Raw genomic sequence first — 22,128 nt, 5'->3', positions numbered from 1 at the left:
GGACGAACGTCGTCTCGTTGCGGAACCCGCCGAGGGTGTTGAGAGCCACCTTCAGCGTCGGCGGCGGCGCTTCCCCGCGGACGCCGGAGATGCGGCGCTGGTCGCCGCGCAGCCCGGCCACGAGCGAGAGGTCCCGGTCGGCTTCCCGGCCCGCCGCGCAGTGCCGGTCGAACCCGCAGCCGGCACAGGCCGGGCGTTCGTCGGCCCACAGCGGGACCGGCAGCCGCGGCGGCCGCCCGAGCAGCCGGGCGCGCAGGCGGTCCACCAGCGGCCGGAAGTCCTCGACGCGCAGCGTCCGGGTGCCGCCGTCGCTCAGCCGGAGGTGCAGGTGCGGCCCGGCCGGCCAGCCGGCCCGGCCGACCGCGTCGGCGCACGCCGTCAGCCGGACGACCGCGGCGGGCGTCGCTTGCCGAACCGGCGTCGCGTCGTACACCTCGTAACGGCCTTCGGCGTCCTGGACCAGGAAGTCCGCCTGCGCCGAGAACTCGCCGTCGAGGAAGACGGCCCGGTGGATCACCGGCACACCGGACCGCAACGCCTCCTCCGTCGCTTGCGCGGCGAGAGCGCGATCCTGGACGTCGATCTCGGCGACCTCGCGTCCCGCACCGCGGAACCGGGCGAGCATCGCCGCCGCCGTGGCCCGCCGTCGCCGGCTCTCCGGCTCGCCGGGACCGGGCCGCGGTGCGCCCGGCAGGCCCGCGGCCAGCGCCTGGGTGAGGATGCTGCGGTGCTCGCAGTCGAGCAGGTCGGCGAGATCGGCTGGGGTGACCATCGCCGGGCAGTCTGACACGGCCGTCGCGACGTGTTGCCCGACACGCCGGGCGTACGTCACTCCGGGAACCACTGGGCACCCGCGTTCGTTGCCGTTATCCTACGGTACCGTAAGTTACGGTCGCGTAGGTAAGAAAGGACACCCATGCCGGTCCCCGAAACGACCCGCCTGCTGCACGAGCTGGAAGGCACGGTCGAAGAGAACCTCAACCGGCACCTCGCCGCCGCCCAGGAGTGGATGCCGCACGAGTACGTCCCGTGGAGCCAGGGGCGCGACTTCGCCGAGCTGGGCGGTGAGGCGTGGGATCCGGAGCAGTCCCGCGTGACCCCCATCGCGCGGACGGCGCTCGAGGTCAACCTGCTCACCGAGGACAACCTCCCCAGCTACCACCGCGAGATCGAGCGCGCGTTCGGCCGCGACGGAGCCTGGGGCACCTGGGTGCACCGGTGGACGGCCGAAGAGGGCCGCCACGGCATCTGCATCCGCGACTACCTGCTGGTCACCCGCGCCGTCGACCCGGTCGAGCTGGAGCGGATGCGGATGGAGACCATGCAGGCGGGCTACGACACCGGTGACAAGCCGCTGCTCAACGTCTGCGCGTACGTCTCGTTCCAGGAGCTGGCCACCCGGCTTTCGCACCGCAACACCGGCCGCTACACCCAGGACCCGCTGGCCGAGCGGCTGCTGGCCCGGGTGTCCACGGACGAGAACCTGCACATGGTCTTCTACCGCAACCTCGTCAAGGCGGCGCTGGAGATCTCGCCCGACGCGATGGTGCGCGCGATCGCCGACGAGGTCCTGAACTTCGCGATGCCGGGCGCGGTCATCCCGAGCTTCCAGCGCAAGGCGGCGCTGATGGCCAAGGCCGGCATCTACGACCTGCGCATCCACCACGACGACGTCGTCCAGCCGCTGCTGCGGTACTGGAAGGTCTTCGACCTGACCGGCCTCGGCGCGGTCGGCGAAGCCGCGCGGGAGGAACTCGCCACGTTCATCAAGGGGCTCGACACCCAGGCGTCCCGGTTCGAGGAACGCCGTGACGCCACCGCCGCGCGCCGGGCGGCGCGGGGCATAGTGGACGTCTGAGCCCTGCCCGCCGGAGGTCGCCGTGCCGCACCGAGGTCGCGTTCCCGGTGCCACCGGACCGGTGCTGGGCCGCGCGCTGCGGGTGCTCGAGGCGTTTTCGCCGGACCGGCCGGCGCTGCGGCTGAGCGAGGTCGCGCGGCGGACCGGGCTGCCCGCCGCGACCGCGCACCGGCTGCTGCGGGAGTTCTGCGAGTGGGGCGCGCTCGAGCGGGACGAGAACGGCGTCTACCGCGTCGGGCTGCGGCTGTGGGAGCTGGGCTCACTCGCGCCGCGGGGCCTCGGCCTGCGTGAACGCGCTCTGCCGTTCCTCGAGGACCTCTCGCAGATCACGCGGGAGAACGTCCAGCTCGCCGTCCGCGAAGGCACCGAAGTGGTGTACATCGAGCGGATCGCCGGATCCGGGGCGGTGCCCGTGCTGACCCGCGTCGGCGGGCGGTTCGCGCTGACCGCGACGGGCGTCGGGCTCGTCCTGCTCGCCCACGCCCCCGCCGAGGTGCAAGAGGACGTCCTCGGTCGCCCGATCGAGCGGTACACGAGCGAAACCGTGACCGACCCGGACCGGGTGCGGCACCTGCTGGCCGACGTGCGCACCCACGGGTTCTCGATCAGCGAGCGCCAGGTGACCCTCGACAGCCTCTCGGTCGGGGCGCCGATCCAGGACGCGCGGGGCCGGGTGGTCGCGGCGGTGTCGCTGGTCGTGCGGTACGGGAGCGTCTCGCCGCACGCACTGGCCCCGCTGGTCATGACCAGTGCGCGGGCCATCTCGCGGGCGCTTTCCATCTTATGAAATAGCCCTTCGTGGCGCCGGGGCCGTTCCCACAGGCTGTGACCCGGCCCACCACGAAAGGACGTCCCCGATGAGCGCCATTCCCCGCGACCAGTGGTACGTCGCCGCCTACGGCTCCGAAATCGGCCAGGAGCTGTTCGGCCGCACGATCTGCGGCGAGCCGATCCTGTTCTGGCGGACCCGCGACGGGAGCGTGACCGCGATGGCCGACCGCTGCGTGCACCGGCGGTTCCCGTTGTCGCAGGCCCCTTCGCGGCTCGTCGACGACCAGGTCGTGTGCGGCTACCACGGGTTCACCTACGGCGTGGACGGCAAGTGCGTCGCCGTGCCCGGGCAGAGCCGGGTGCCGCGGACCGCGCGGCTGACGCGCTACCCGCTGGTGGAGCAGGACTCCTTCGTCTGGGTGTTCATCGGCGACCCGGCGAAGGCCGACGCGGCGGCGATCCCCCGGGCGCCCTGGCTCGCCTCGCCGGACTACACCACGGTCCGCGGGATGGAACCGCTCAAGGCGCGGTACTCGCTGCTGGTCGACAACCTGCTGGACCTGTCCCACGAGACCTACCTGCACGGCGGCTACATCGGCACCCCGGAGGTCGCCGAAACGCCGATCACGACCGAGGTCGACGAGGACGCCGGCATCGTCTACGTCTCGCGGCACATGGCCGACGCGGCGTGCCCGCCCTTCTACGCCAAGTCGACCGGCCTGGAGGGCCGCATCACCCGCTGGCAGGACATCGAGTACACGCCGCCGTGCCTGTACAAGCTGCACAGCCGCATCGCGCCGGTCGGCTCCGTGCCCGACCCGGACGGCAGCGACCCGGCCGCCTTCCACGTCGAGGTCGTCTACGCGATCACCCCCGAGACCGAGCACTCGACGCACGACTTCTGGGCGGTCGCCCGGGACTTCGCGCTCGACGACGAAGGCGTCTCGGCCTTCCTCGCCGAGAACAACCGCACGGTCGTCCTGCAGGACGTCGAAGCGCTCGACGTCCTCGAGCGGGTGATCGCCGCCGAACCGGCGGGGTACCAGGAGCTGTCGGTCAACATCGACACCGGCGGTCTCGCCGCGCGTCGGATGCTGCAGCGGCTGGCGGCGCAGGTGACGTCGTGACCCGGCCGATGCTCGCCGGGGACCGCGTCAACCGGATCCACTGGGTGCTCGGCACCGACCGGCTGCGCGCGGTCTGCCACTGCGGCGCCGAGCGCGAGTTCGACGACCCCGTGCAGCTGTGGGACTGGCTGCTCGCCCACCCCGAAGGACACCGATGACCCTCGAACTCCTGGTGGACCGCAAGGAAAAGGTGGCCGACGGCGTCGTCCGGCTCACGCTCCGCGCGCCCGGCGGAGAGCCGCTGCCGCCGTGGGAGCCGGGCGCGCACGTCGACCTCCTGCTGCCCGGCGGTGTCGTGCGGCAGTACTCGCTGTGCGGCGATCCCGGGGACACGTCGGCGTACCGGGTGGCGGTGCTGCGGGAGACCGACGGCCGCGGCGGCTCGGCCCACGTCCACGACGCGCTGCTCGCCGGGCACCGCGTCCGGGTGGACGGCCCCCGCAACCACTTCGCGCTGGTGGACGCCGAGCGCTACCTGTTCATCGCCGGCGGCATCGGCATCACCCCGATCCTGCCGATGCTCGACCGGGTCGCCCGGGCGGGCCGCGACTGGCAGCTGGTCTACGGCGGCCGGACGCGCGCGTCGATGGCCTTCACGGAGGAGCTGGCCCGCCACGGCGACCGCGTGACGCTGTGGCCCCAGGACGAACACGGGCTGCTCGACCTGCCCGGGTTGCTGGCCGATCCGCGACCGGGGACGGCGGTGTACTGCTGCGGCCCGGAACCGCTGCTGGCGGCGGTGGAGTCGTTCGCCCCCGCCGACCTGCACGTCGAGCGCTTCACACCGAAACCGGACGACGGCGCACGCACCGCGTTCGAAGTCGAGCTGGCCGCGTCGGGCCGGGTGCTGCCGGTGCCCGCGGACCGCTCGATCCTGGAGGTGGTCGAGGAAGCCGGGGTCACGGTGCTGTCGTCGTGCCGGGAGGGAACGTGCGGCACCTGCGAAACCGGCGTCCTCGGCGGGACGCCGGACCACCGCGACTCCGTGCTGACCGCGGACGAGCGGCTGGAGAGCGAGGTCATGATGCTCTGCGTGTCGCGCGCGTGCACCCCGCGGCTGGTACTCGACCTCTGACGCAGCGTCACTGCGCGGCGGGCCGGGCCGATCTGTAGTGGTATTGGCGGGTGACGACGTTTCAGTCTTTCCTGGACAAGGTGGACGAGCGGGTGGGCGACGGGCTCGAGAGCGTCCTGTGTGCTCACCACCGGCGGCGGCTGCGCGGGCTCGGCTGGGGTGCCGTTCTCGAACGCGGCGGGGCCGGCGACCCGCTCGGCGGCCGGGGTCCGGTTCGCGACGGCAACCGCGTCGAGGTGCTGATCGACGGCGAAGAGTCGCTGCCCGCCGTTGCCGAGGCCATCCGGAAGGCGAAGTCGTACGTGCACATCGCCAACTGGCACGCCAGCGCCGACTTCCGGCTGACGCGGGAGCCCGGCTCACCCACCCTGCGTGAACTGCTGGCCGAGACCGCCGCGCGGGGCGTCGAGGTGCGGGTGCTGCTGTGGGCGGGGCCGCCCTTTCCCGCGTTCCAGCCGTCGCGGAAGCTGGCGCGGTCCGAACGGCGGAAGTTCACCGAGGGCACCGATGTGCGCTGCGTGCTGGACGCCCGCGAACGGACCCTGCACTGCCACCACGAGAAGCTGGTGATCGTCGACGACGCCGTCGCGTTCGTCGGCGGGGTGGATCTCACCGCGCTGGAAGGCGACCGGCACGACAGCCCGGACCACCCGCCGCGCACGATCGGGTGGCACGACCTGATGTCCCGGCTGGAGGGCCCGATCGTCGCCGATGTCGCCGACCACTTCCGCCGGCGGTGGACCGAGGTGGCGGGCGAGGACCTGCCGGCGCCCGCGGTGCCCGACCCGGTCGGCGACAGCCGCGTCCAGCTGCTGCGGACGGTCCCGAACGACACCTACGACTTCCTGCCGAAGGGCGAGTTCACCGTCCTCGACGGCTACCTGCGCGCGCTGCGCTCGGCGCAGCGGCTGATCTACCTGGAGAACCAGTTCCTGTGGTCGCCGGAGATCGCCGAGGTGCTGCTCGACAAGCTGCGGAACCCGCCGGACGAGGCGTTCCGCGTGGTCCTGCTGCTGCCGCGCAAGCCGAGCAACGGCTCGGACACCACCCGCGGCCAGCTGGGCCGGCTGCTCGACGCCGACGACGGCCACCACCGCCTGCTGGCCACGACGATCAGCGCCCACGACGGCGATTCGGCGGCCCCGGTGTACGTCCACGCGAAGCTCGGCATCGTGGACGACTCGTGGCTCACGGTGGGCTCGGCGAACCTGAACGAGCATTCGTTGTTCAACGACACCGAGGTGAACATCGCGACCGACGACCCGGAGGTGGTCCGGGCCACCCGGCTGCGGTTGTGGGCCGAGCACCTCGGACGTCCGGTGGCGGAGCTGGCGGAGCGGGAGCCGGCGGACATCGTGGACCACCTGTGGCGGCCGCTGGCCGAGGAGCAGGCCGAGCGGGAACGCCGGGGTGAGCAGCGGACCCACCGGCTGGTGCTGCTGCCGGGCGCCTCGCGCCGCGCGGCCCGGCTGCAGGGGCCGTTGCGGGGACTGCTCGTGGACGGCTGAGCGCTACCGGATCCGCAGCTTCCGCATCAGCTTCAGCCCGGAAAGCATGCTCTCGACGTACTTCTCGTAGCCCTGCCCCGGCCGCGGTCCCATGACCTGCTTCTTCAACACCGCCAGGTTCTTCACGTCCGTGTACTTGAGCAGCCCCTGATCACCGTGCCGCGCCCCGACGCCGGAGTTCTTCACCCCACCCGACGGTGTCCCCTTCGCCGCGTACGCGGTCGCGAGGACGTCGTTCACGTTGACGTTGCCCGACTCGATCCGGGCCGCCAGTGCCCGGGCGGCCGTGACGTCCGCACTCCACACCGAGGCGTTCAACCCGTAGTCGGTGTCGTTCGCCAGCGCCACCGCTTCGTCGACCGTGCGGTACTTGTGCAGGGCCACCACCGGGCCGAACGTTTCCGTGACGCCGCAGAGCATGTCCGTGGTGACGCCCTCGAGGATCGTCGGCTCGAAGAACGCCGGGCCGAGGTCCGGGCGGGACCTGCCGCCGCAGAGGACCGTGGCGCCCTTCGCCACCGCGTCGTCCACATGGGACTTCACCCGGCGCATGTGGTCCACCGACACCAGGGAACCCATGTCCGGGCCGAAGTCGTACGCCGCGCGGACGTCGAGGGCCGAGGCCGCCGCCACGAACGCCGTCTTGAACTCCTCGTAGCGGGACTCCGGCAGGTAGATCCGCTCGATGTGCATGCAGATCTGGCCGGTGTTGCCGAACGCGCCGAAGATCGCGCCCGGTACGGCCTCCGAAAAATCGGCGTCCGCCAGCACGAGCATCGGGTTCTTGCCGCCGAGCTCGAGACAGCAGCCGATGAGGTTGCGGCCCGCTCGCTCGCCGATCACCCGGCCGGTGGCCGTCGAACCGGTGAACATCACGTAGTCGGCGTGGTCGATCAGCGTGGGGCCGACGTCGGGACCCTCGCCGCACGCCACCTGGAACAGCCCTTCCGGCAGGCCCGCTTCCTCCAGGAGCCGGACGCCGTAGAGCGGGGAGAGCGCGGTCTTGTTGTCGGGTTTCAGCACGACCGCGTTGCCGGCCATCAGCGCCGGGATCGCGTCGGAAACACCGGTGGCGAACGGGAAGTTCCACGGCGCGATGATGCCGACGACGCCCTTGGGCTGCCGGATCTCGGTCGACGTCGTCAGCAGGGGCACCGGGCCGCCGCGCCGGGCCGGCGCCAGCAACCGCGCCGCCCGCTTCAGGTAGTGGCTCATCACCATCGGCGGGTCGCAGGTCTCCTCGATCGCCATCCGCCGGTTCTTGCCGCTTTCGACCTGGATGAGGTCGGCGACGGCCCGCGCGTGCTCGAGGAACAGCGCGTGCGCCCGCTTGAACACCGCCAGCCGCTCCTTGAGCGGCGTGGCCGCCCACTTCCGCTGGGCCTCGCGCGCGACGGCGAACGCGCGCTCGATGTCGTCGGTCGTCGACTGCGGCAGCTCGACGAGCAGGTCGCCGGTGTAGACCTCGGTGAGCTTCCAGGTCGCCCCGGACGAACCCGGCACGCGGGCAACGAGCTGCTGGAGGAACGCGTCGGTGACCGACGCGGGGCGGGTGAGTCCGAGCGGTGTGAGGGTCATGACCGGCTCCCGAGAACGAGCTGGGCGCCCATTTCCCCGATCATGATGCAGGGCGCGTTGGTGTTGCCACCGGTGATCGACGGCATGATCGAGGCATCGCAGACCCGCAGTCCGTCGACGCCGCGCACCCGCAGGTCGGGGCCGACGACCGCGAGTTCGTCGACGCCCATCCGGCAGGTGCCGACGCCGTGGTAGACCGACGTCGCCCGGTTGAGGATCGCGTCGCGCAGCTCCTGGCCGCGCAGGTCCTTGCCCGGGTGGATCTCCTCCTTGACCGCGCCCTTGAACGCCTGGGACGCGAAGATCTCGCGGACCATCTCCGAGCCCTCGCCGAGCAGCTCGAGGTCGGCCGGGTCGGACAGGTACTGGAAGTCGATGAGCGGCGGCGCCGCTGGGTCGGCCGAGGCGAGCCGCAGCGTGCCGCGGCTCTTCGGGTAGATCAGCGTCGTCAGCACGGTCAGCGCGCCGCGCTTGTCGACGGCGTGCCGGATCGGCGCGTCCTGGTTGGGCGAAACGTACGCCCAGGGCAGGAGGTGCAGCTGCAGGTCGGGGATCGCGCCGGCCTGGGAGGTGCGCAGGAACGCGACCGCCTCGAAGACCGAGTTCGCCAGGAACGTGGTGCCGGGCCGGAGCAGCTCCCTGGCCAGTCCGCGGGCGAAGTACGGCGCCGTGCCCTTGTGCTTGCTGGTCGACACGCGGAACGTCAGTGCGTGGAACATGTGGTCGTGCAGGTTGTCCCCGACGGGCAGGTCGGCGACGACGTCGATGCCGTTTTCCCTGAGGTGTTCGGCGTGGCCGATGCCGGACAGCATGAGCAGCTGCGCGGAGCCGATGACGCCGGCGGACAGGATGACCTCCTTGCCGGCGCGGACGGTGCGCCGGCGGCGGCCGTCGAGCACCTCGACGCCGACGGCGCGGCCGTTCTCGAAGAGCACCTTCTCGACCAGCACCCCGGACTGCAGCTGCAGCGACGGAGGCGCGAGGTGGAGGTAGCCGCGCGAAGCGCTGTAGCGCAGGCCGTCGGCGGCGTTCTGCTGCATCCGGCTGACGCCTTCTTGGGACTCGGCGTTGTAGTCGTCGAGGATCTTGCAGCCGAGCGCGTCGGCGGTGGCGTCGACGAACTGCAGCGAGCCCTCTTGGGGGTTCTTCGCGCGGGTGACCCGGATCGGCCCGCCCGCGCCGCGGAACGCGTTCTCGCCGTCTTCGAAGTCTTCCATCCGCTTGTAGGCGGTGTTGACGCTGTCGGCGTCCCAGCCGGTGTTGCCCTCGGCGGCCCACGAGTCGAAGTTGGCGCGGTTGCCGCGGACGTAGACCATGCCGTTGATGGAGCTGGAGCCGCCGACGACCCGGCCGCGCGGCACCGGCATCCGGCGATCGAGAACGTGTTTCTGCGGCACGCCGTAGTAGCCCCAGTCGAGCGGCTTTTTGAGCTGCGGCACCGCGTGCATCGGGCCGACCAGCCCGGGTTTCTTGACCAGCAGCTGCTGGTCGCTCTTCCCGGCTTCCAGGACGATCACGCTGGCCCCGGCCTGGGCCAGCCGGCCGGCGATCGCCGCTCCCGAGCTCCCCGACCCCACCACGACGTAGTCGGCTTCGTCCGCCCGCGGCGCCCGCTTCGCCATTTCCGCTCCTCGGTCAGGCCGGCCACGCAAACTATAACGTGTTCTAGTTCGAGCCAACCGTATCGCCCCGACCCCCGCGAACGCAACGGCCGGACCGGCGGAGCGGGCTTCAGCCCCAGGTCAGGAAGCGGTAGTGCAGCCCCGTCGACGACTCCTGCCACTCCCCGGCCGACTCCGGAGCGCGGCCGACCTCCGGCGCGTGCGTGTCCCCCGCGAAGGACTCCCGCAGCTCGGTCACGACGATCCGGTCCGCGAACGGCAGGGCCGCCCGGTACACCGCCGCGCCGCCGATCACCCAGACGTCCCCGGGCACCGCGGCCAGCGCCGAAGGCAGGTCGGCGAACGTCTCGGCCCCCTCCTGCGGAGTGCCCGAGAGCACGAGGTTGCGCCGGCCCGGCAGCGGCCGGAACCGCGGCGCCAGCGACTCCCAGGTGCGGCGGCCCATCAGCACGGCCGCCCCGGCGGTCAGCGTCCGGAAGTGGCGGAGGTCTTCGGGCAGGTGCCACGGCAATGCGCCGTCACGGCCGATGACGCCGTTCGCCGACTGCGCCCAGACCAGCCCGATCACACCGCCACCGGCGCCTTGATGCCCGGGTGCGGGTCGTAGCCGTCGAGCGAGAAGTGCTCGTAGGTGTAGCCGAACAGGCTCTCCGCCGGCTTCAGGTTCAGCGTGGGGAACGGCCGCGCGTCCCGCGCCAGCTGCGTCCGCACCTGCTCGACGTGGTTGTCGTAGATGTGGCAGTCGCCGCCGGTCCAGACGAAGTCACCGACGCCGAGGCCCACCTGTTCGGCGATCATGTGCGTCAGCAGCGCGTAGCTGGCGATGTTGAACGGCACGCCGAGGAACAGGTCCGCGCTGCGCTGGTACAGCTGGCAGGACAGCTCGCCGCCGGCGACGTAGAACTGGAAGAACGCGTGGCACGGCGGCAGCGCCATCCGCGGGATGTCGGCGACGTTCCACGCGGACACGATGATCCGGCGGGAATCCGGGTTCTCACGCAGCGTGCGCAGCACCTCGGCGATCTGGTCGACGTGGCCGCCGTCCGGGGTCGGCCACGACCGCCACTGCACGCCGTAGACGGGGCCCAGATCACCGTCGCCGTCCGCCCACTCGTCCCAGATCGTGACGCCGTGCTCCCGCAGCCACGAGACGTTCGCGTCGCCGCGCAGGAACCACAGCAGTTCGTAGGCGATCGAGCGGAAGTGCACCTTCTTCGTCGTGATCAGGGGAAAGCCCTCGGAGAGGCGGTAGCGCAGCTGGTGCCCGAAGATCGACCGCGTGCCGGTGCCGGTACGGTCGCCCTTGCGGGCGCCCGTGTCGAGAACGTGGCGAAGCAGGTCTTCGTACTGCGTGTCCGGCATGCCGCGAGCCTAGCCATGCCGCTGACTCAGCGTGAACCCCGGCTGGGGACGCACACAAGGGGACGCACCCGGGCCATAACTTGACCCATTCCAGAAAACGCCCTAGGGTCACCGGTGATGTCGGACTTCGAAGCACAGCTGCGGGCGGTCTCGCTGCGGGTCACCCGGCCCCGGGTGGCCGTGCTCGCCGCGCTGCGCGACCATCCCCACGTCGACACCGAGACGGTGATCGACCTGGTGCGGGCCGAGCACCCGACGGTCTCGCACCAGACGATCTACGACGTGTTGCGGGCGCTCACCGACACCGGGCTGGTCCGGCGCATCCAGCCGGCCGGCGCGAACGCCCGCTACGAGTCACGGGTGGGTGACAACCACCACCACGTCGTGTGCCGTTCGTGCGGGGCGATAGCCGACGTCGACTGCGCCGTCGGCCACACCCCCTGTCTCACCGCCTCGGACGACCACGGTTACGTGATCGACCAGGCGGAGGTCGTCTACTGGGGCACCTGCCCCGAGTGCGCGGCCGGACGCCCCCGAAATGATTCGCCGCTCCCGGAAGGAAGTAAATGAGCTCCACCCAGGACAACCCGTCCAGCGCGCAGGGCGTGGACAAGAAGGCGGCGGCCGGTTGCCCGGTCGCACACGACTCGGTGACCTCGCACGGCAGCGAGAGCGAAAACCCGGCGATCGACTCGCCCGAGCCGAAGACGGGCGGCCGTCCGCGCACGAACAAGGACTGGTGGCCCAACCAGCTCGACCTGTCGGTGCTGCACGCCCACTCCCCCAAGGGCAACCCGCTCGGCGAAGACTTCAGCTACGCCAAGGAGTTCGCGAAGCTCGACGTCGACGCCCTCAAGCGCGACATCACCGAGGTGCTCACCACCTCGCAGGACTGGTGGCCCGCCGACTTCGGGCACTACGGCGGCCTGATGATCCGCCTGAGCTGGCACGCCGCGGGCACCTACCGCATCCACGACGGCCGCGGTGGCGCCGGGGACGGCAACCAGCGCTTCGCCCCGCTCAACAGCTGGCCCGACAACGCCAACCTCGACAAGGCGCGCCGTCTGCTCTGGCCGGTCAAGCAGAAGTACGGCCAGAAGATCTCGTGGGCCGACCTGCTGGTGCTCGCCGGCAACGTCGCCCTGGAGTCGATGGGCTTCAAGACCTTCGGCTTCGGCTTCGGCCGCGAAGACGTCTGGGAGCCCGAGGAGATCATCTGGGGCCCGGAGGACGACTGGCTGGGCGACGAGCGCTACGTCAGCGATTCGGAGATGGCCCCCGAGGTCGGCGCGACCGAGATGGGCCTCATCTACGTCAACCCCGAGGGCCCCCGCGGCAGCGCGGACTTCGAGGCGGCGGCGCACTTCATCCGCGAGACCTTCGGCCGGATGGCGATGAACGACGAGGAGACCGTCGCCCTCATCGCCGGCGGCCACACCTTCGGCAAGACCCACGGCGCCGGCATCGCCGACGACCACGTCGGCCCGGAGCCCGAGGGCGCGAACCTGGAGGCGCAGGGCCTCGGCTGGCTGAGCACCCACGGCAGCGGCAAGGGCCCGGACGCGATCACCAGTGGCCTCGAGGTGACGTGGACCGACAAGCCGACGCAGTGGAGCAACCGCTTCTTCGAGATCCTGTTCGGCTTCGAGTGGGAGCTCACCACGAGCCCCGGCGGCGCCAAGCAGTACGTCGCCAAGGACGCCCCGGAGATCATCCCGGACCCGTACGACCCGAACAAGAAGCACAAGCCGACGATGCTGACGACGGACCTGTCGCTGCGCTTCGACCCGGTCTACGGCCCGATTTCACGCCGGTTCCTGGAGAACCCGGACGAGTTCGCGCTGGCCTTCGCCAAGGCCTGGTACAAGCTGCTGCACCGTGACATGGGTCCGGTCGACCGCTTCCTGGGCCCGTGGGTCGCCGAGCCGCAGCTGTGGCAGGACCCGGTGCCCGCCGTCGAGGGCGACCTCGTGGGCGACGCCGACATCGCCGCGCTGAAGGCGAAGGTGCTGGAGTCCGGCCTGACCACCGCGCAGCTCGTCGGCACCGCGTGGGCGTCGGCCGCGAGCTTCCGCTCCACCGACAAGCGCGGTGGCGCGAACGGCGCCCGGATCCGCCTGGAGCCGCAGCGCACCTGGGCGGTCAACCAGCCCGAGCAGCTCGGCAAGGTCCTGGAGACCCTCGAGGGCATCCAGCGCGAGTTCAACGAGGCCGGTGGCGCGAAGATCTCGCTCGCCGACCTGATCGTGCTGGCCGGCTCGGCCGCCGTCGAGAAGGCGGCGCGCGACGCCGGCGTCGAGACGACCGTGCCGTTCCACCCGGGCCGCACCGACGCCTCGCAGGAGCAGACCGACGTCGACGCCTTCAAGGTGATGGAGCCGCGCGCCGACGGGTTCCGCAACTACCTGCGGGCCGGCGAGAAGCTCCAGCCGGAGGTGCTGCTCGTCGAGCGGGCCTACATGCTCGGCCTGTCCGCCCCCGAGATGACCGTCCTCGTCGGTGGCCTGCGCTCGCTCGGCGCCAACCACGGCGGTGCCGCGCACGGTGTCCTCACCGACAAGGCGGGCGTGCTCACCAACGACTTCTTCGCCAACCTGCTCGCGCCGGGCACCCGGTGGAAGGCGTCGGAGTCCGAGGAGAACGTCTACGAGATCCGCGACGCGGCGACCGACGAGCTGAAGTGGACCGCCACCGCGGTCGACCTCGTCTTCGGTTCGAACTCGCAGCTGCGCGCCCTCTCGGAGGTCTACGCCAGCGACGACGCCCGCGAGAAGTTCGTCGGCGACTTCGTCGCGGCCTGGACGAAGGTCATGGAGCTCGACCGCTTCGACCTCGCCTGATCGACACGCAACGGGCCCGGCCGATCCTCGCGATCGGCCGGGCCCGTTGCGTGTGCGGCGATCTTGACATCGGGTGATCGCCGACCTACCGTGAGTTCCACGCCGCCGGGTTGTCCAGACCATTTATTCACGTAGGTGAAAGGACACCCAACGATGCGTGTGCGCGCCTTGCTCGTCCTCCTGGCCATCCCGGCCCTGGCCGCGGCCACCGCGGCCCCCGCACTGGCGGCGGATCCGGCCGTGGCGCCGGGCGGCAACTTCGACCTCTCGATCTGGCAGCTGCAGGAGCCGGTCGGCTCGCCGGGCAGCCCGACGACCATCTCGTCGTCCCGGCTGCAGGGGCCGAACGGCTTCCAGGACAGCTACTTCTACACCGACACCCGCGACGGCGCGATGACCTTCTGGGCGCCGGAGAAGGGCGTCACGACGCCGAATTCGAACTACGCGCGCTCGGAGCTGCGCGAGATGAACCGCGACGGCTCCGCGGCGAACTGGTCGCTGAGCGGGTCGCACAAGCTGAGCGCGACCCTGCGCGTGGTCTCGGTGACGTCGAACGTGTGCGTCGGCCAGGTGCACCTCGGCACCGGCGGCTCGTCGACGAAACCGCTGCTGGAGCTGTACTACCGGGCGAGCGGCGACATCGTGCTGGGCACCGAGAACTCCCCCGATGGCGGCCAGACCACGCACACCGTCGGCCACGTCTCGGTCGGCAAGACGTGGACCTACACGATCGGGATTTCCGGCGGCAACACCATCGACCTCACGGTCAACGGCAGCACCACGCACTACGGCATCCCGTCGTCGTTCAAACCGTACAGGCAGTACTTCAAGGCCGGCTCCTACAACCAGTCCTCTTCGAGCAGCACGACGAAGGGCGCGCGGGTCGCCTTCTACGGCCTCACCGTGTCCCACAGCTGAACGGAGACCGGCCCGGCCGCCACCGGGCCGTTCCCCTCAGCGCCAGCCGAGCTCCGGGGCCACGTGGGTGAGGATGCTCTCCAGCACGTGGACGTTGTAGTCGACGCCGAGCTGGTTCGGGATGGTGAGCAGCAGGGTGTCCGCGGCCTGGACGGCCTCGTCCTCCTTCAGCTCCCGCACCAGCTCGTCGGGCTCGGCGGCGTACGAGCGCCCGAAGATCGCCCGGGTGTTCTCGTCGATCATGCCGACCTGGTCGCGCGAGTGGCGGTCGCGGCCGAAGTACGCGCGGTCCTGGTCGTCGGTCAGCGCGAAGATGCTCCGGCTGACCGAAACCCGCGGCTCGCGCTCGTGGCCGGCTTCCGTCCACGCCTCGCGGTAGGCCTCGATCTGCTTGCGCTGCTGGACGTGCAGCGGCTCGCCCGTCTCGTCGTCCTTGAGCGTGGAGCTCTGCAGGTTCATGCCCAGCTTCGCCGCCCACACGCTCGTCGCGTTCGAGCCGGAGCCCCACCAGATGCGCTCGCGCAGGCCCTCGGAGTGCGGCTCGAGGCGCAGCAGCCCCGGCGGGTTGGCGAACATCGGCCGCGGGTTCGGCTGCGCGAAGCCTTCGCCGTCGAGCAGCTTGAGGAACACCTCGGTGTGCTGCCGGGCCATGTCGGCGTCCGTCTCCCCCTCGCCGGGGGCGTACCCGAAGTAGCGCCAGCCCTCGATCACCTGCTCGGGGGATCCCCGGCTGATGCCGAGCTGGAGCCGGCCGCCGGCGATGAGGTCGGCCGCCCCCGCGTTCTCGACCATGTACAGCGGGTTCTCGTAGCGCATGTCGATCACGCCGGTGCCGATCTCGATCTTCGAGGTCCGCGCGCCGATCGCGGACAGCAGCGGGAACGGGCTGCCCGCCTGCCGCGCGAAGTGGTGCACGCGGAAGTAGGCGCCGTCCACGCCGAGCTCCTCGGCGGCCACCGCCAGGTCGATCGACTGGTGCAGGAAGTCGGCGGCCGACCGGGTCTCGGAGTGCGCGCTCGCCGACCAGTGGCCGAACGAGAGGAAGCCAATCTTCTTCACACGACGTCAGACGTCCGGGGGCCGGGAATGATTCCCCGGTGTGAGGCGGCCTACCGGTCCCACGTTCCGGTGAACCCGGGCCCGCGAGCGGCCGCGCCGGGTACTCCGCCGGAAACGAGGAGGAGACGCATGCCCGACAACGACCTCACCGGATTCCTGATCATCGGCCTGGTGTTCGTGGTGGCCGACGGCCAGGTCCTCTACCGCGGCGGCCGGCGCTACCTCGCCGGGCCGGACGGCGGTGACGGGACCGGCTCGATGGCGTGGATGGTGGTGACCGTCTTCCACCTGGTCTCCTTCGGCGTCCTCGCCCTGCTCTCGGTCGTCGGCCCGCAGTGGTCGGGGTCGACGGCCGCCCTGGTCGGCAGGCTCGGCATCTTCCTCCTGCTGATGGCCGTGGCCCACGTGCTCACGCTGGCCGTGCTCGCGCGCCGCCGTCAGGACCGGATCGTTGAGAACCACTTCCAGGACCGGGAGAGCGAACGGCCGGTCGCCGAGACCCACGTCCGGCCGGCCACCGAGGTGATCGTCGAACCGGCCCCCGCGGATCCGGCGTGGCACTCCGCCGTCACCCCGGTGCCCGGCCAGGACGGCCCGCACCTGCGGGTGAGCCCCGATCTCGGGAACCACGGCCCGTACCGCACCTGAACGGGCGATCCGCCGTTCACCGGATCGAAGGAATCAGCGTGGCGATCCGGGGTTTTCGTGCTGCCACCCTCCCACCGGCCGTGATTGGATCTTCACGGTCGGTGCGCGAGGAAGGAAAAACTGCGGTGCGAACGTCCCGAGCAGGGCTGGCGGTGGCCGTCTCGATCCTGGTGGCGGCCACGGCACCGGCCGCCGCGACCACCCCCGACCCGCTCGCGCCGTACCGGAGCCAGCAGGTCGCCTGGGGCCCCTGCCCCTTCAAGCAGCGGAGCCGGCCCCAGCCCGCGCAGTGCGCGCGGATCACCGTCCCGCGGGACTGGGCGGCCCCGGCCGCCGGCACCGACCTGCAGGTGGCGATCAGCCGCGTCGCGGCCACCGGCACCCGGGAGGGCGCGATCCTGGTGAACCCCGGCGGGCCCGGCGGCCAGGGCACTTCGCTCGCCGGCGCGCTGGCCGGCCTCGAACCGTCGGTGAACGAGCACTACGACTTCGTGGGCATGGACCCCCGCGGCACCGGCCAGGAAGGCAGCGAAGACCCGGGGTACGTGTGCCGGGTGCCGCTGGGGCGGCTGCCGCAGGACGACGACCTCGACGCCCGTGACCGTTCGACCGTCAGCATCGCGGTGCACCAGCGGACGCCGCGCGTCGTGGCCGAGGCGTGCCAGAGCGACGCGCTCGCGCCCTTCATCACCACCTGGCAGACCGCGCACGACATGGACCTGATCCGCACGCTGCTGGCCGACGAGAAGCTGAACTACCTCGGCTTCTCCTACGGCACCTGGCTCGGCGCGAAGTACGCGTCCCTGTTCCCCGAGCGCGCCGGGAAGATGGTCCTCGACTCCAGCGTGAACTTCGAAGGCCGCCTCCAGGCCGCGTTCGAAGCGTTCCCGAAGATCGACCAGCGCCAGTTCGACCGCGTCTACGCGCCGTGGCTGGCCCGCCGGTTCCCGGCCCAGCTCGGCAAGACCGCCGCGGACGTCCGGGCCACGTGGGAGCGGCTGCGGAGCTACTTCAAGAGCCGCGGCGTGCCACCCGACGTCTTCGACCAGGTCTTCGTCGGCAACGGCAGCACGCGGCAGTGGCTGACCGGCGCCCTCGTCCTCACCAAGGGCGCGGCCGCGATGGCCGGCACGGCCGCCGCCCCGCCGCCCGCCGCGCTGACGGACGACCTCGACCGGGTCTCGCGTGCCGTCTTCGGCCGCCGGGCGGCCGAGCTGACCGCCGCCGACGTGGTGGCGAACCCGCCGGAGCCCGACTACGCCGACGTGCCCGGCACCCGGCTGGCCGTGGCGTGCGGCGACCAGCCGGCCCGCACGGCGACCTGGTACAAGCTGCTCAGCGACCTGCAGGGGCCGGCCTACCCGCTGTTCGGCTGGGCGTACGGCCTCGGCGAGGCGTGCGGCTACTGGTCCGACCTGCCGCGGCACGAGCTGCCGAACGTCCCGGCGCGCGCCGCGAAGAACATCCTGGTCGTCCAGGGGGAGTTCGATCCGCAGACCGGGTACGAGCAGGCGGAGGCGGCGGCGCGGGCGGCCGGGATCCCGATGATCTCGGTGGCGGATTCGCCCTTCCACGGCCAGTACGCCGTCAGCGGAAATTCCTGTGTGGACGATCTGGTGAACGGCTTCTACCTCGGCAGCGCACGACCGGCGGCCACCATCTGCCCCGGTGTGCCCCTGCCCGGGGAGCGCCAGGTGTTCCCGGTGCCGGGCCCGGCGGGCGAACCCGCCACGACGGCGGCGCCCGCCCCGCGTGACGCCTTTTCGGCCACGCGGCAACGGCTTCAGGCCACCATCAGTGAGGTCAACCGAGGCCGGTAGAACACGTCCGGCGGTGTACGCCTCCGCGCCCATCGTTTTGCCTGGAGGAACACCTCGGATCGCCCGGGACGACAGCGCCGGCTCGGCACGCCTCGGCGATACCGGATCAGCTGTTCGGAGCGGCGATGATCTCGTGAACGAGGCCGGGGGCGAACACCGGCGGAACCGGCGGGCACACCGGCTCCCCGCCGACGTACCACCCGACGAGGCTGCGGAACTGAAACGCCGGTACCAGGCCGGCGCCACGTTGAGCGCCCTGCTGGCGGACTTCGACGGCAGCTACCGGACGCTGCGCGGCGTCCTGCAGAACCAGGGCGTCGAGTTCCGGGCGCCACGGCCGAAGACGCCGCCGGCGCCACCGGGATTGGTCGAGACCTACTACAGCGGCCGGTCGATCGCGGACACGGGGAAAGCGTTCGGGCTCGGCCGGGACGTCACGAAACGCATGCTGCTCGAGGCCGGCGTCGAGCTTCGCGGCCGAGGACGGCCACCGAAGGCGTAGCTCGTGAGACGGTTTCCCGGACGCCGAGGTGCCCGGCCGGCGGCACCTCGGCCTCACCTACTGCTAAGTGGTCACCGTTTCGACCGCGAACGGCCCTGACGGCTCCCCGGCCAGACCCGCGAGCTCGAGGATGCGCAGCGGTGCGGAAGCCGCGTTCGCGCGGGTGGTGAAGTCCAGCCCCCGGCGCCGTGTCGCTCCCGCGACGTCGAGCAGCAGCGCGACGCCGCAGCTGCTCAGGTACCGCAGTTCCGTCAGGTCGACCACCACGCCCCGGGACGCCGTCGCCTCGACGTGGGCGAGGACGGCCGGCCGGACCTCGCCGATCGTGCCCAGGTCGAGGTCGCCGGTCAGTTTCAGCACCAGGAGCCCCGGCCCGGTTTCGTCGACCGACACGGTCGCCGGGACCACGATTTCGGGCGCCACGGGCCGGCTTTCCGCGGTGGTGAGCGGGTCCGGGGCGAGGCGGAACCGGACGGCGGTGCCGTGGTCGCCGTGGTCGATGCCGAACTCTTCCGACAGCGCCTTGATGATGCCGATGCCCCGCCCCCGGTGGCTGTTGTCGGCCGGCTCCGGACGCCACCTCCCGTCGTCGCGGACGACCGCCTCGAGCCGCCCGTCCGCCGTCCGGGTCACCGTGTACGCGACTTCGCCCGGCGCCTCCGGAAAGGCGTGCTCGACGGAGTTGGCCACGGCTTCCCCGAGCGCCAGGGTCAGGTCCTGGTGCAGTTCCTCGGGGAGGCCGGCGAGCGCCGACCAGCGCAGGACGTCGTCGCGCAAGCACCGCAGCACAGCGGTTTCGGCGGTCGCGCGGCGCCGCAGCGGTGGCGGCATCAGCCGGATCGCCAGCACCGCGACGTCGTCTTCCTGCCCGCTGTCGAGCAGGGCCGCGGCGAGCGCGGTGACCAGCTGCTCCGGCGCCGAGGCGTGCGCGCGGGCCGCGGCTTCGCACAACCGCCGCAGCCCGTCGTCGATCGGTTCGTCCCGCCGCTCGACCAGGCCGTCGGTGTACAGGAGCACCGAGGCGCCGGGCAGCAGCGTCGCGGTGTCTTCGCGGTAGCGCGTCCGGTCCGGCCCGCCGAGCACGGCGCCGTGGCCGGGCAGCAGCCGCCCGCGGCCGTCCTCGACGACCACGGGCGGCGGGTGGCCGGCCACGGCCCAGCGCAGTTCGCCGGTTTCCCAGTCGAGGGTGAGGCAGGCGCAGGTGGTGCCGGCCGCCCCGGCCGTGCGGGCCGCGAAGGCGTCGAGGCGATCGAGGGCGGCGGCCGGGCCGTGCCCGTCGAGCAGGCTGCCGGCCAGTGCGCTGCGCAGCTGGCCCATCACCGCCGCGGCCTGCGGTCCCTTGCCCACCACGTCCCCGACGGACAGGGCGATCCTGGTCGGTCCCACGGAGACCAGCTCGTACCAGTCGCCGCCCGTCTGGGCGTGGACGGCCGCCGGCTGGTAGCGGGCCGCGGCGGCGATCCGGGGCAGCGCCGGGAGCTCGCGCGGCAGCAGGCTGCGCTGGAGCGTCTCGGCGATCTCGTGCTCCCGCTGGAGCAGGAGCTCCCGCTCGGCTTCCCGGCGGCGGCGTTCGGTGACGTCACGGCCGATCGCCTGCACGCCCGAGGGGGTCGCCTGGATGCTCAGTTCCAGAGCCATTTCCGTGCCGTCGGCCCGGCGCAGGTGGTCGACTTGGCTGGTCTCCCGCGCGGGGCCCGGCCGGGCGATCAGCTGCTGCCACCGGTCGCTCCCGGCGTCGTCGAGCAGGGCGGTGATCGGCGTGCCGATCAGCTCGTCGCGCGCGTAGCCGAGGAGTTCGCACGCCGCGGAGTTGATCTCGGCGAACCGCAGGTCGCGGTCGAGCACCCAGATCGCGTCGGTGGCGCGTTCCACCAGCAGCCGGAGCCGTTGTTCGCTGTCGCGCAGCGCACGGCCCGCGTGCGTGCGCTGGATGGATTCCCAGCACCGGCCCACGATCAGCTCGACCAGGTCGATCTCCGCGTCCGCCCAGTGCCGGACGGTGGCCTGGTGCACGGCCATCGCCGCGACGAACCGGCCGCCGCGCAGCAGCGGCACGCAGATGACGGCGCGGATCCCCGTGACGCGGTAGGCGTCCAGGTCCGCCGGTTCGAGACGGTCGTCGTGGAAGCTGTCGGCGACCACCCACGACCGGCCGGCCCGCATCGCCCCCATGCACCCGTTCCCGAACGCCGACATGGCGAAGCGGCCGGGCAGCGGGGGCAGTCCGGTGGCGTGGTCCCCGCTCATCAGGAAGTGGTCCTGGTCCTCTTCGGCCTCGGCGTAGGCGCAGCGATCCGCACCGAGGTATTCGCCGAGGCTGCGGGCCGCGTACGCCATGACGTCTTCGGCGTCGTCCAGCTCCTGCAACCCCCGCTCGAACCCGGCGAGGAAGCGTTGCCGTTCGGCTTCGGACCGCCGGCCGGAGGCGTCCAGCAGCACGCCGTGGATCGTCGCGCCCCCGGGCCGCGCCTGCGCCAGTTCGTGCAGCCACACGACCCGGCCGTCACCGGTCACCGCCCGGTAGGTGAGCTCGTAGCCGCCCCGCGCGAGGCCTTCCCGCCGTGCCCGCGTGTAGTGGTCGCGATCCTCCGGGTGGACCACCGAGAGCGCGAACGCCGGATCGGCCAGCCACGAAGCGGGCGGATGCCCCAGCAACGCGCGGGAAGCGCCGGACACGAAGGTGAACTCGCCGCTGCGGGCATCGGCCTCCCACACGACGACCGGCAGACCGTCGACGAGATCCCGCAAGTCTTCCGGCCTCATGCTCCTCGGCTTCCACGAACACCGGCCTGCCGCGCGGCTGGCCACACCTTAGCCGGACGCCCGGTGGTGCCCGCCGGACGACCGGCAGCCATCACCCGGTCGAGGGAGGTTGCGCCTCGCCACGAAAATCTATGCCGCGTGGAGTAGACATTCGGCGGCGGGTGTGGGTACAGTTCCTCTCGTACCGAGAAGACAACGTCTAGCAGGCGCGGGAGAGGACGTAACTACCCGCGAGGTGAGACAAGATGGTCAGGCAGTACGGGGCCGATCAAGGTTTCAAGGTTCCGGCTGGTGACCGTGGCAGTGAGCCCGGGGCCGGGTTGTGAAGACGATCAACCAGTAATACCGGCCCCGCGGAACCCACGCCGAAGTGATCAGCAGTTTGTGTAGTTCTGCAGTTTGTGTAGTAGTAGTGCAATGCAGTGTGCAGGACCGGTCAGGTGGCCGGAGCCGGTCAGTGAACGGGGCTCCGGGCAGTGACCAGCGGCGTCAGCGTGCTGGGACCGATCAGTGGAAGGGTTCCGGCAGTGACGTCCGCAGCAAGCGAAACAGCAGTACCCGGTAAGTGGAAAACACAGGAAAGAAGGGATCGGGAACATCATTGGATCGCCCGCAGCGGCTCGGTAACGCCGCGCGGGTGCCGCAGTCCCATCGAGTTCGGAGGTGGTGCTCGGTCA

The 22,128-nt window shown here is 71.6% G+C and carries 18 protein-coding genes and 1 pseudogene; 12 read left to right on the top strand and 7 right to left on the bottom strand.

Going from position 1 to position 22,128, the window contains the following annotated elements; translation table 11 throughout:
* Window positions 1-772, bottom strand: a pseudogene (locus tag AB0F15_RS29750) (ATPase); the annotation flags it as partial.
* A gap of 144 nt (window positions 773-916) precedes the next feature.
* Here AB0F15_RS29750 and AB0F15_RS29745 point away from each other — a divergent pair.
* From AB0F15_RS29745 to AB0F15_RS29720, 6 genes are all read left to right on the top strand, one after another.
* The gene (locus tag AB0F15_RS29745) at window positions 917-1,858 is read left to right on the top strand and encodes an acyl-ACP desaturase (protein ID WP_360277287.1); all 942 of its coding nucleotides are present in this window, start codon (window positions 917-919) and stop codon (window positions 1,856-1,858) included.
* A 22-nt stretch (window positions 1,859-1,880) separates the two neighbouring features.
* Window positions 1,881-2,645 carry an IclR family transcriptional regulator gene (locus tag AB0F15_RS29740; protein ID WP_360277284.1) on the top strand — a complete coding sequence of 255 codons (765 nt, stop codon included), beginning with the start codon at window positions 1,881-1,883 and terminating at the stop codon, window positions 2,643-2,645.
* Window positions 2,646-2,715: 70 nt separating this feature from the next.
* Entirely contained in the window at window positions 2,716-3,756 is a 1,041-nt protein-coding gene (locus AB0F15_RS29735; RefSeq protein ID WP_360277281.1) for an aromatic ring-hydroxylating dioxygenase subunit alpha, read from the top strand.
* The gene (locus AB0F15_RS29730) at window positions 3,753-3,914 is read left to right on the top strand and encodes a hypothetical protein (RefSeq protein ID WP_360277278.1); all 162 of its coding nucleotides are present in this window, start codon (window positions 3,753-3,755) and stop codon (window positions 3,912-3,914) included. Before AB0F15_RS29735 ends, AB0F15_RS29730 begins: the two co-directional genes overlap by 4 nt.
* Window positions 3,911-4,831, top strand: coding sequence for a PDR/VanB family oxidoreductase (locus AB0F15_RS29725; protein ID WP_360277275.1), 921 nt, complete (start codon window positions 3,911-3,913; stop codon window positions 4,829-4,831). The genes AB0F15_RS29730 and AB0F15_RS29725 overlap by 4 nt, the downstream gene beginning before the upstream one ends.
* A gap of 50 nt (window positions 4,832-4,881) precedes the next feature.
* Complete coding sequence (locus tag AB0F15_RS29720; RefSeq protein ID WP_360277272.1) at window positions 4,882-6,339, top strand: phospholipase D family protein; 1,458 nt, start codon at window positions 4,882-4,884, stop codon at window positions 6,337-6,339.
* A gap of 3 nt (window positions 6,340-6,342) precedes the next feature.
* On the opposite strand, the gene AB0F15_RS29715 is transcribed toward AB0F15_RS29720, so the two are convergent.
* The 4 genes from AB0F15_RS29715 to AB0F15_RS29700 all read right to left on the bottom strand — a co-directional run bounded on the left by AB0F15_RS29715 (window position 6,343) and on the right by AB0F15_RS29700 (window position 10,901).
* The gene (locus AB0F15_RS29715; protein WP_360277270.1) at window positions 6,343-7,917 is read right to left on the bottom strand and encodes a succinic semialdehyde dehydrogenase; all 1,575 of its coding nucleotides are present in this window, start codon (window positions 7,915-7,917) and stop codon (window positions 6,343-6,345) included.
* The gene (locus AB0F15_RS29710; protein WP_360277267.1) at window positions 7,914-9,539 is read right to left on the bottom strand and encodes a GMC family oxidoreductase N-terminal domain-containing protein; all 1,626 of its coding nucleotides are present in this window, start codon (window positions 9,537-9,539) and stop codon (window positions 7,914-7,916) included. The genes AB0F15_RS29715 and AB0F15_RS29710 overlap by 4 nt, the downstream gene beginning before the upstream one ends.
* Window positions 9,540-9,648: 109 nt before the next feature.
* Window positions 9,649-10,107 (bottom strand): dihydrofolate reductase, encoded by a 459-nt coding sequence (locus AB0F15_RS29705; protein ID WP_360277265.1) that lies wholly within the window; start codon window positions 10,105-10,107, stop codon window positions 9,649-9,651.
* Window positions 10,104-10,901, bottom strand: coding sequence for a thymidylate synthase (locus tag AB0F15_RS29700; RefSeq protein ID WP_360277262.1), 798 nt, complete (start codon window positions 10,899-10,901; stop codon window positions 10,104-10,106). Before AB0F15_RS29700 ends, AB0F15_RS29705 begins: the two co-directional genes overlap by 4 nt.
* 117 nt (window positions 10,902-11,018) lie before the next feature.
* Between AB0F15_RS29700 and AB0F15_RS29695 the strand changes: the two genes are divergently transcribed.
* The 3 genes from AB0F15_RS29695 (at window position 11,019) to AB0F15_RS29685 (ending at window position 14,659) form a co-directional block, all read left to right on the top strand.
* Complete coding sequence (locus AB0F15_RS29695; protein ID WP_360277259.1) at window positions 11,019-11,471, top strand: Fur family transcriptional regulator; 453 nt, start codon at window positions 11,019-11,021, stop codon at window positions 11,469-11,471.
* Window positions 11,468-13,741: a catalase/peroxidase HPI gene (gene katG, locus AB0F15_RS29690; protein WP_360277257.1), complete on the top strand. Its 2,274-nt coding sequence runs from the start codon at window positions 11,468-11,470 to the stop codon at window positions 13,739-13,741. The genes AB0F15_RS29695 and katG overlap by 4 nt, the downstream gene beginning before the upstream one ends.
* A gap of 153 nt (window positions 13,742-13,894) precedes the next feature.
* On the top strand, window positions 13,895-14,659 hold the full coding sequence (locus tag AB0F15_RS29685) for a polysaccharide lyase family 7 protein (RefSeq protein WP_360277254.1): 765 nt from the start codon (window positions 13,895-13,897) through the stop codon (window positions 14,657-14,659).
* A 36-nt stretch (window positions 14,660-14,695) separates the two neighbouring features.
* Here the strand turns inward: AB0F15_RS29685 and AB0F15_RS29680 are convergent, their stop codons facing one another.
* Window positions 14,696-15,718, bottom strand: coding sequence for an LLM class flavin-dependent oxidoreductase (locus AB0F15_RS29680; RefSeq protein ID WP_360277252.1), 1,023 nt, complete (start codon window positions 15,716-15,718; stop codon window positions 14,696-14,698).
* Between the two features lie 129 nt (window positions 15,719-15,847).
* On the opposite strand from AB0F15_RS29680, the gene AB0F15_RS29675 reads away from it, so the two are divergent.
* The 3 genes from AB0F15_RS29675 to AB0F15_RS29665 all read left to right on the top strand — a co-directional run bounded on the left by AB0F15_RS29675 (window position 15,848) and on the right by AB0F15_RS29665 (window position 18,688).
* Entirely contained in the window at window positions 15,848-16,366 is a 519-nt protein-coding gene (locus AB0F15_RS29675; RefSeq protein ID WP_360277250.1) for a hypothetical protein, read from the top strand.
* 125 nt (window positions 16,367-16,491) lie between these two features.
* Window positions 16,492-18,186 carry an alpha/beta fold hydrolase gene (locus tag AB0F15_RS29670; protein WP_360277248.1) on the top strand — a complete coding sequence of 565 codons (1,695 nt, stop codon included), beginning with the start codon at window positions 16,492-16,494 and terminating at the stop codon, window positions 18,184-18,186.
* 133 nt (window positions 18,187-18,319) lie between these two features.
* Window positions 18,320-18,688, top strand: a complete 369-nt coding sequence (locus AB0F15_RS29665) for a hypothetical protein (protein WP_360277245.1) — start codon at window positions 18,320-18,322, stop codon at window positions 18,686-18,688.
* Window positions 18,689-18,751: 63 nt separating this feature from the next.
* Here the strand turns inward: AB0F15_RS29665 and AB0F15_RS29660 are convergent, their stop codons facing one another.
* Window positions 18,752-21,451: a SpoIIE family protein phosphatase gene (locus AB0F15_RS29660; protein ID WP_360277242.1), complete on the bottom strand. Its 2,700-nt coding sequence runs from the start codon at window positions 21,449-21,451 to the stop codon at window positions 18,752-18,754.
* Window positions 21,452-22,128 lie beyond the last annotated feature (677 nt).

This window comes from Amycolatopsis sp. NPDC026612, assembly GCF_040638285.1.
Classification (GTDB): domain Bacteria; phylum Actinomycetota; class Actinomycetes; order Mycobacteriales; family Pseudonocardiaceae; genus Amycolatopsis.
This window is presented reverse-complemented; position numbering and strand designations above follow the sequence as displayed.

Bases quoted from the DNA above. Each gene is read 5' to 3' on its own strand.
- AB0F15_RS29745 (WP_360277287.1), top strand. From the start codon at position 917: ATGCCGGTCCCCGAAACGACCCGCCTGCTGCACGAGCTGGAAGGCACG.
- AB0F15_RS29735 (WP_360277281.1), top strand. From the start codon at position 2,716: ATGAGCGCCATTCCCCGCGACCAGTGGTACGTCGCCGCCTACGGCTCC.
- AB0F15_RS29725 (WP_360277275.1), top strand. From the start codon at position 3,911: ATGACCCTCGAACTCCTGGTGGACCGCAAGGAAAAGGTGGCCGACGGC.
- AB0F15_RS29715 (WP_360277270.1), bottom strand. From the start codon at position 7,917: ATGACCCTCACACCGCTCGGACTCACCCGCCCCGCGTCGGTCACCGAC.
- AB0F15_RS29710 (WP_360277267.1), bottom strand. From the start codon at position 9,539: ATGGCGAAGCGGGCGCCGCGGGCGGACGAAGCCGACTACGTCGTGGTG.
- AB0F15_RS29700 (WP_360277262.1), bottom strand. From the start codon at position 10,901: ATGCCGGACACGCAGTACGAAGACCTGCTTCGCCACGTTCTCGACACG.
- AB0F15_RS29695 (WP_360277259.1), top strand. From the start codon at position 11,019: ATGTCGGACTTCGAAGCACAGCTGCGGGCGGTCTCGCTGCGGGTCACC.
- katG (WP_360277257.1), top strand. From the start codon at position 11,468: ATGAGCTCCACCCAGGACAACCCGTCCAGCGCGCAGGGCGTGGACAAG.
- AB0F15_RS29685 (WP_360277254.1), top strand. From the start codon at position 13,895: ATGCGTGTGCGCGCCTTGCTCGTCCTCCTGGCCATCCCGGCCCTGGCC.
- AB0F15_RS29675 (WP_360277250.1), top strand. From the start codon at position 15,848: ATGCCCGACAACGACCTCACCGGATTCCTGATCATCGGCCTGGTGTTC.
- AB0F15_RS29660 (WP_360277242.1), bottom strand. From the start codon at position 21,451: ATGAGGCCGGAAGACTTGCGGGATCTCGTCGACGGTCTGCCGGTCGTC.